7 protein-coding genes and 1 pseudogene are annotated in these 5,256 nt (G+C 40.2%); 4 read left to right on the plus strand and 4 right to left on the minus strand.

Going from position 1 to position 5,256, the window contains the following annotated elements; all coding sequences use genetic code 11:
- Positions 1 to 57 precede the first annotated feature (57 nt).
- Positions 58 to 354 carry a pentapeptide repeat-containing protein gene (locus ACFE90_RS36015; protein ID WP_375507038.1) on the minus strand — a complete coding sequence of 99 codons (297 nt, stop codon included), beginning with the start codon at positions 352 to 354 and terminating at the stop codon, positions 58 to 60.
- A 14-nt stretch (positions 355 to 368) separates the two neighbouring features.
- On the opposite strand from ACFE90_RS36015, the pseudogene ACFE90_RS36020 reads away from it, so the two are divergent.
- A pseudogene (locus ACFE90_RS36020) lies at positions 369 to 503 on the plus strand (IS4 family transposase); the annotation flags it as partial.
- 154 nt (positions 504 to 657) lie between these two features.
- Here ACFE90_RS36020 and ACFE90_RS36025 read toward each other — a convergent pair.
- Together ACFE90_RS36025 and ACFE90_RS36030 are read right to left on the minus strand one after the other, a co-directional pair.
- Positions 658 to 1,041: a tetratricopeptide repeat protein gene (locus ACFE90_RS36025; protein WP_375507039.1), complete on the minus strand. Its 384-nt coding sequence runs from the start codon at positions 1,039 to 1,041 to the stop codon at positions 658 to 660.
- Positions 1,042 to 1,455: 414 nt separating this feature from the next.
- Complete coding sequence (locus ACFE90_RS36030) at positions 1,456 to 1,950, minus strand: GNAT family N-acetyltransferase (protein WP_375507040.1); 495 nt, start codon at positions 1,948 to 1,950, stop codon at positions 1,456 to 1,458.
- Between the two features lie 284 nt (positions 1,951 to 2,234).
- Between ACFE90_RS36030 and ACFE90_RS36035 the strand changes: the two genes are divergently transcribed.
- From ACFE90_RS36035 to ACFE90_RS36045, 3 genes are read left to right on the plus strand one after another with little or no spacing between them, the layout of a single operon-like run.
- A complete protein-coding gene (locus tag ACFE90_RS36035) occupies positions 2,235 to 3,782 on the plus strand; it encodes a transposase (protein WP_375507041.1) in 1,548 nt (515 codons plus the stop codon).
- On the plus strand, positions 3,700 to 3,981 hold the full coding sequence (locus tag ACFE90_RS36040; protein ID WP_375507042.1) for a hypothetical protein: 282 nt from the start codon (positions 3,700 to 3,702) through the stop codon (positions 3,979 to 3,981). The genes ACFE90_RS36035 and ACFE90_RS36040 overlap by 83 nt, the downstream gene beginning before the upstream one ends.
- Positions 3,974 to 4,897 (plus strand): ParB/RepB/Spo0J family partition protein, encoded by a 924-nt coding sequence (locus tag ACFE90_RS36045; protein ID WP_375507044.1) that lies wholly within the window; start codon positions 3,974 to 3,976, stop codon positions 4,895 to 4,897. Before ACFE90_RS36040 ends, ACFE90_RS36045 begins: the two co-directional genes overlap by 8 nt.
- Here ACFE90_RS36045 and ACFE90_RS36050 read toward each other — a convergent pair.
- On the minus strand, positions 4,880 to 5,256 hold a 377-nt coding region (locus ACFE90_RS36050), incomplete at its 5' end, for a transposase (protein WP_375507043.1). The two genes, ACFE90_RS36045 and ACFE90_RS36050, sit on opposite strands and share 18 nt — an antisense overlap.

Genomic DNA, 5,256 nt, shown 5'->3' on the forward strand with positions numbered 1-5,256 from the left:
ATACCATGTGCGCCATCGAAGAGCGCGCCCTCAATACACTTACATCTTGTGCCGTGGTTATTTCTTAAGTCCAATTGCTCCCTGTATGTAAGTATCCGTCAGATCAGTACCCGTCAGGTTTGCACCGCGTAGATCGGCACCGTGCAGGTCGGCACCATGTAGGTCGGCACCGCGTAGGTCAGCATCGTGTAGGTCGGCACCACGTAGATCGGCAGTGCGTAGCAATGCACCGCGCAGGTCGGCACCGCTCAGATCAGCATTCTCCAAATAAGCATCCAGTTTTGCACCGTTCAGTTTGGCCTTGTGCAGTCGGGCATGTCTGAGGTTGACACCTTCGAGGTTGGCACCGCTCAAGTCGTGTGCGTTGACTCATCTTCCAAGTTGCCGAATCTGCTCGTATCTCTCCTTTACGTTTAAGTTTTACTGGCACACTGAATATTGTCCGTCGCGCTGTTCCCAAATTTCAGAGGCTCCAAACAGAAGAATTTCCTTTTTTTTTCAACTGGCTTGTAAGAGAAATTTTGGATAAACAGATACCTGAAACAGAAGGTCGAAGCAATCCTCGCGTAGTCAAAAAAACTAGAGCCAAGTTCCCTTCCAAGAAACCGATACATAGAAGACAGGGAGTTAAATTAAAAACACTCACTTTTTCTATTCTCAATACAGCTTAGAGCTTAACCGAATCGTATTGGCAACTGCTGCATCTAATTTCTTCTGTCTTTGAAAAATGTAGCCAAGAAGATTGTGAGTTTCTGCATCTTGTGAGTTTATTTGAACGGATTTTTGACAAGCTGTTATTGCTTCATCAAGTTTGTTCTGGTCATCTAACACATAACATAGCTTGTAGTAAGCAGTGGCATTATTTGGGTCAATTTGAATAATCCTGCGATATGTTGCCTCTGATTCTGAGTATTTACCCGCTTCTTGGGCAGCTTCGCCTTGTTGGAATAGCTGTTCAATATTGTTTTGAGCAACTACAAACTTGGGTGTCGTAGTCAAAGATAAAATTAAAAATAAAGTAGTAAATATACGGTTGTGCATGATCATGCTCATACGTTAACTAATTTTATCAGGACTTACCCGAAAATCGCTAAAAACCGGATTAATTTTTGATAAATACTTGTGAACGAGTCTTTGAACTCCATTAATGAACCTTAAAGCTTCATTAATGAGTCTTTGAACTCCGTTAATGAACCTCAGAGCTTCATTAATAACTCCCGGTTCGCCCATTTTTTTGGGAGATAGAAAAAAGCCTACTCAGGAGTAAAAGATTGACCACCAAGTTGAGTGTAAATAGTAGTCGGGAACCCAAGCGAAACAAGAATACGCTGCTGTAATAGTGAAAGAGCAGTCAAATAGGCATAACATTGAACATATACCTACTGTGCGTTTTTGGGAATATCTCGCTCCCTATACTTCTGACTCACTATTTTTCCTAACTCCTCAAAAAATGGGCTAACCGGGAGTTTTTAATTTGAGTTCCATAAATATTTCGGCTATTTCATTGTCATTATATTTATTAATTTCTTGAAATCCATATGTTTCAAAAATCTTTCTGGCTACAATAGATTTTCTCATCGTATCCAATCTTAATATATGTAATTCGTTTTTGTTGGCATTCAATAATAAATGTTCCATTAATAATGTACCTATTCCTTTACCCTGATATGAAGGTAAAACAAAGTACCTTTTAATCTCTCCTATTTTATCTATTTTGTTTAATATTTTTAATCCAATACTTCCAATTACTATGGCATTTTTCCTCATAATCCAGAAATTTCCCCCTTGAATTTGGTAGATATTTTCAATATTCCTTATATCCGATTGTAAGCCAGTTGGCTCAAATTTATATCCTCTGTACGAATACATTATTTCCAAAAATTCTTCCAAACTAGCCTGGAATTCGGAACTGTATGAGATTAATTCCATTTGTTCAAAAGGAGTTGTCATGGGTTACGTTGTAGAAGAATTTAACCTAAGTCAGTCACATCACGGCTTCTAGTTTTACTAGGGGATAAATCAACTTTACTAGGGCTATTTTCTAAATTACTAGGGCTGATCTTGTTATCCCCTAGTACCTGACTATTACTAGGGCTGACCGCAACACCTAATAACACTAATCGCCTATTTACTCCCGGTTAGCCCATTTTTTGAGGAGTTAGGAAAAATAGGGAGTCAGAAGTATAGGGAGCGAGATATTCCCAAAAACGCACAGTAGGTATATGTTCAATGTTATGCCTACTGAACCCATAATTACAAATGAACGAGTCGATGATATACCTGTACTGCTAACACAAATAGAGCATATGGGAGTACAAAAGCTACTAGACAAGCACTTTCCCACACACGGAAATTGGCAAGGTGAAAGCCTTGGTCAGGTAGCAGTAATTTGGTTAACACATATCATCTTATCGCAAGCGGACCACCGTTTAAATCACGTCCAAACTTGGGCTTCTAAGCGATTAGAAACATTGAAAACATTTGTTGGAGAAGGGTTAGGTGAACTCGACCTTACGGATGACCCCCTAGAAGCAGTACTACGTTACTTTGACAGTGATAGCAATTGGTACTCATTCGAGGAGGAACTGGGAAGTAGTCTACTGCAAGTGTACGAGATACAACCACAAAGGGTACGTTTGGATAGTACAACTGCTTCAAGCCACTGTGGGGTAAATCCCGAAGGGTTATTTCAATGGGGTCACAGCAAAGACCACCGCCCGGACTTGGCACAAGTCAAAATAATGTTATCGACATTAGACCCATTAGGAATGCCAATAGCAACGGAAATATTGTCAGGAGAAAAAGCCGATGACCCGTTATATATTCCAGCAATCGAAAGAGTACGTTCAACACTAAAACAGTCAGGATTACTATATATTGGTGACTGTAAAATGGCATCAATGGGGACGAGAACTCATATTGTATTGGGTGGGGATTTTTATCTTTGTCCTTTAAATGCAAAGCTTGCGCCAAGAGAACAATTAGCAGAATATCTTCAACCCGTTTGGGATGAAAAACAAGAATTAACTACTATTGATTATGACTATGCAGATGGAAAAACTAGAGATATTGCCGTTCGCGGAGCGTCCCGTAGGGAAGGATTTGAACTAAAATTTCTCCAAAAAGTAGAGATTGACGAGCAAGAAATATTTTGGGAGGAGCGACAATTAGTAGTACATTCATTTGCTATTGCACAGACAGAAGAAAAGTATTTACGTGAACGTATACAGAAAACCTCCGATGCTCTCGCACAACTAAAAATACCTCGCCGTGGCAAGAAAAGACTCACCTCGTCTGATCAATGGGAATCGGCTATAGCAGATATTCTCAAGCGTTATCAGACTAATGGTTTATTTCAAATTGATATTCAAACAAAACGAGTCCAAAAAGTGAAACGACGATATCTCGAACGAGCATTTCAAACAGTAGAAGGAATTTCGTTCTACCCAGATTTTAAAATCGATGAAGATGCAGTTTTACGAGAAATTCAACTATTAGGCTGGCGAGTATATGTTACCAATCAAAATCAGGCTCAACTTTCTTTAAAGCAAGCTGTTCGTACCTATAGAGATGAATATTTAACCGAGCGAGGATTTGCCCGACTTAAAGGCTTTCCTCTATCGTTGACACCGATTTATTTACAACGTGAAGACCATGTTATTAATTTGATTCGATTACTTTCAAATGGGAAAGCGAGTGTTGACCCTTTTAGAATTTCAGGTTCGTCGCCATCTGGAGAAAAATCAAGAAAAGCTTGCTGGACTTTATGTTGGCAATCCTAAACGAGAAACTGCACGTCCCACTGCTGAACTTGTTCTTGCGGCATTTAAAGAAATTACGCTGCTGTTGATTGAGGTGAAAAATGAAGTTTATGCCCGTTTGACTGCTCTTTCACCATTACAGCAGCGTATTCTTGTTTCGCTTGGGTTCCCGACTACTATTTACACTCAACTTGGTGGTCAATCTTTTACTCCTGAGTAGGCTTTTTTCTATCTCCCAAAAAAATGGGCGAACCGGGAGTGATAATAAAGCTAACGCTACTAACACTATCGCTATTAGTAAAATCAAACTGCCTCTCTCGCAACCCCGTCGCTACTTTGACCCTCAAAAGCTGGAAGAACTATCACGTTCGATAAAAAAATTGGGTATTCTGGAACCTCTGTTGGTGCGTCCGCTCCCTGAAGGCGATTATGAGTTAGTAGCGGGGGAACGACGCTACAGAGCGGCAACAATAGCAGGTTTAACCGAAGTACCGATTGTTGCAAGAGTTATGGACGATACGACTACATATCAAGTGCGCCTCGTTGAAAACCTCCAGCGCGAAGACCTTAACCCCCTAGAAGAAACTGAAGGTATCCTCGAACTCTTGGCTTTGCGACTAGAAATAAGCGTTGATGAAACCGTCAAACTGCTGCAAAGAATGGAAAATGAAGTTAAAGGGAAAATTACCCGTAACGTTACGGGTAACGCTCAAACTTTGCTTGTTGAAGATGTATTTACAGCATTGGGGCGCATGAAGTGGGACTCATTTGTTCGCAATCGCCTTCCCCTACTCAGTCTGACTCCTGATGTCTTGGAAGTGCTGCGTTCTGGAAAAATTGAGTACACCAAAGCACGGGTGATCGCAAGAGTTAAAAACGATCAAATTAGAAAGGAACTCCTAAAAACAGCAATTGAGCATAACCTGTCACTTAGCGAAATTAAACAGAAAATCCAAGAAATTGACCAACAGTCTGAATCACAGCCATCTGCTCAAACAGAATCCATAGCTTTGAAAGAACGTGTTGATAACACTTTCCAACGTTTCAAAAAAGCTAAATTATGGGATGATCCTAAGAAAAAGACGAAGATAGAGAAACTACTCTCCCAACTGGAAGCATTAATGAAAGAAGATTAAAGCTTTCAAAATTGCGTTTTCGTATCTAGCAGGACGGTCGGGAACAGCCTTGTGAGCAATAACTTTAAGTAAAGTAGAATAAATCTGAAGACGTTTTGTTGAATGAGCAGCTAACAATTCGGGAATAAAGTTATTTAAATGATGGCGAGTGCCTTGGAGTGATAAGCGCAACGGAGGAGTAGCGTAAGTAGTACCTGCTGACCACATCAAACCACGCAGTAGATTGTAAGCAAGTAAATAAACATAAATTTCTTTGCGTATCATTGAAGGAGTTTTACAGCGCAAAACATCCATTCCCAAGGTAGTTTTAAGATGTCTTAAATCTAATTCAACATCCCAGCGCTGACCGGAAAGCCCAA

The organism is uncultured Nostoc sp., assembly GCF_964245445.1.
Lineage (GTDB): Bacteria > Cyanobacteriota > Cyanobacteriia > Cyanobacteriales > Nostocaceae > Nostoc.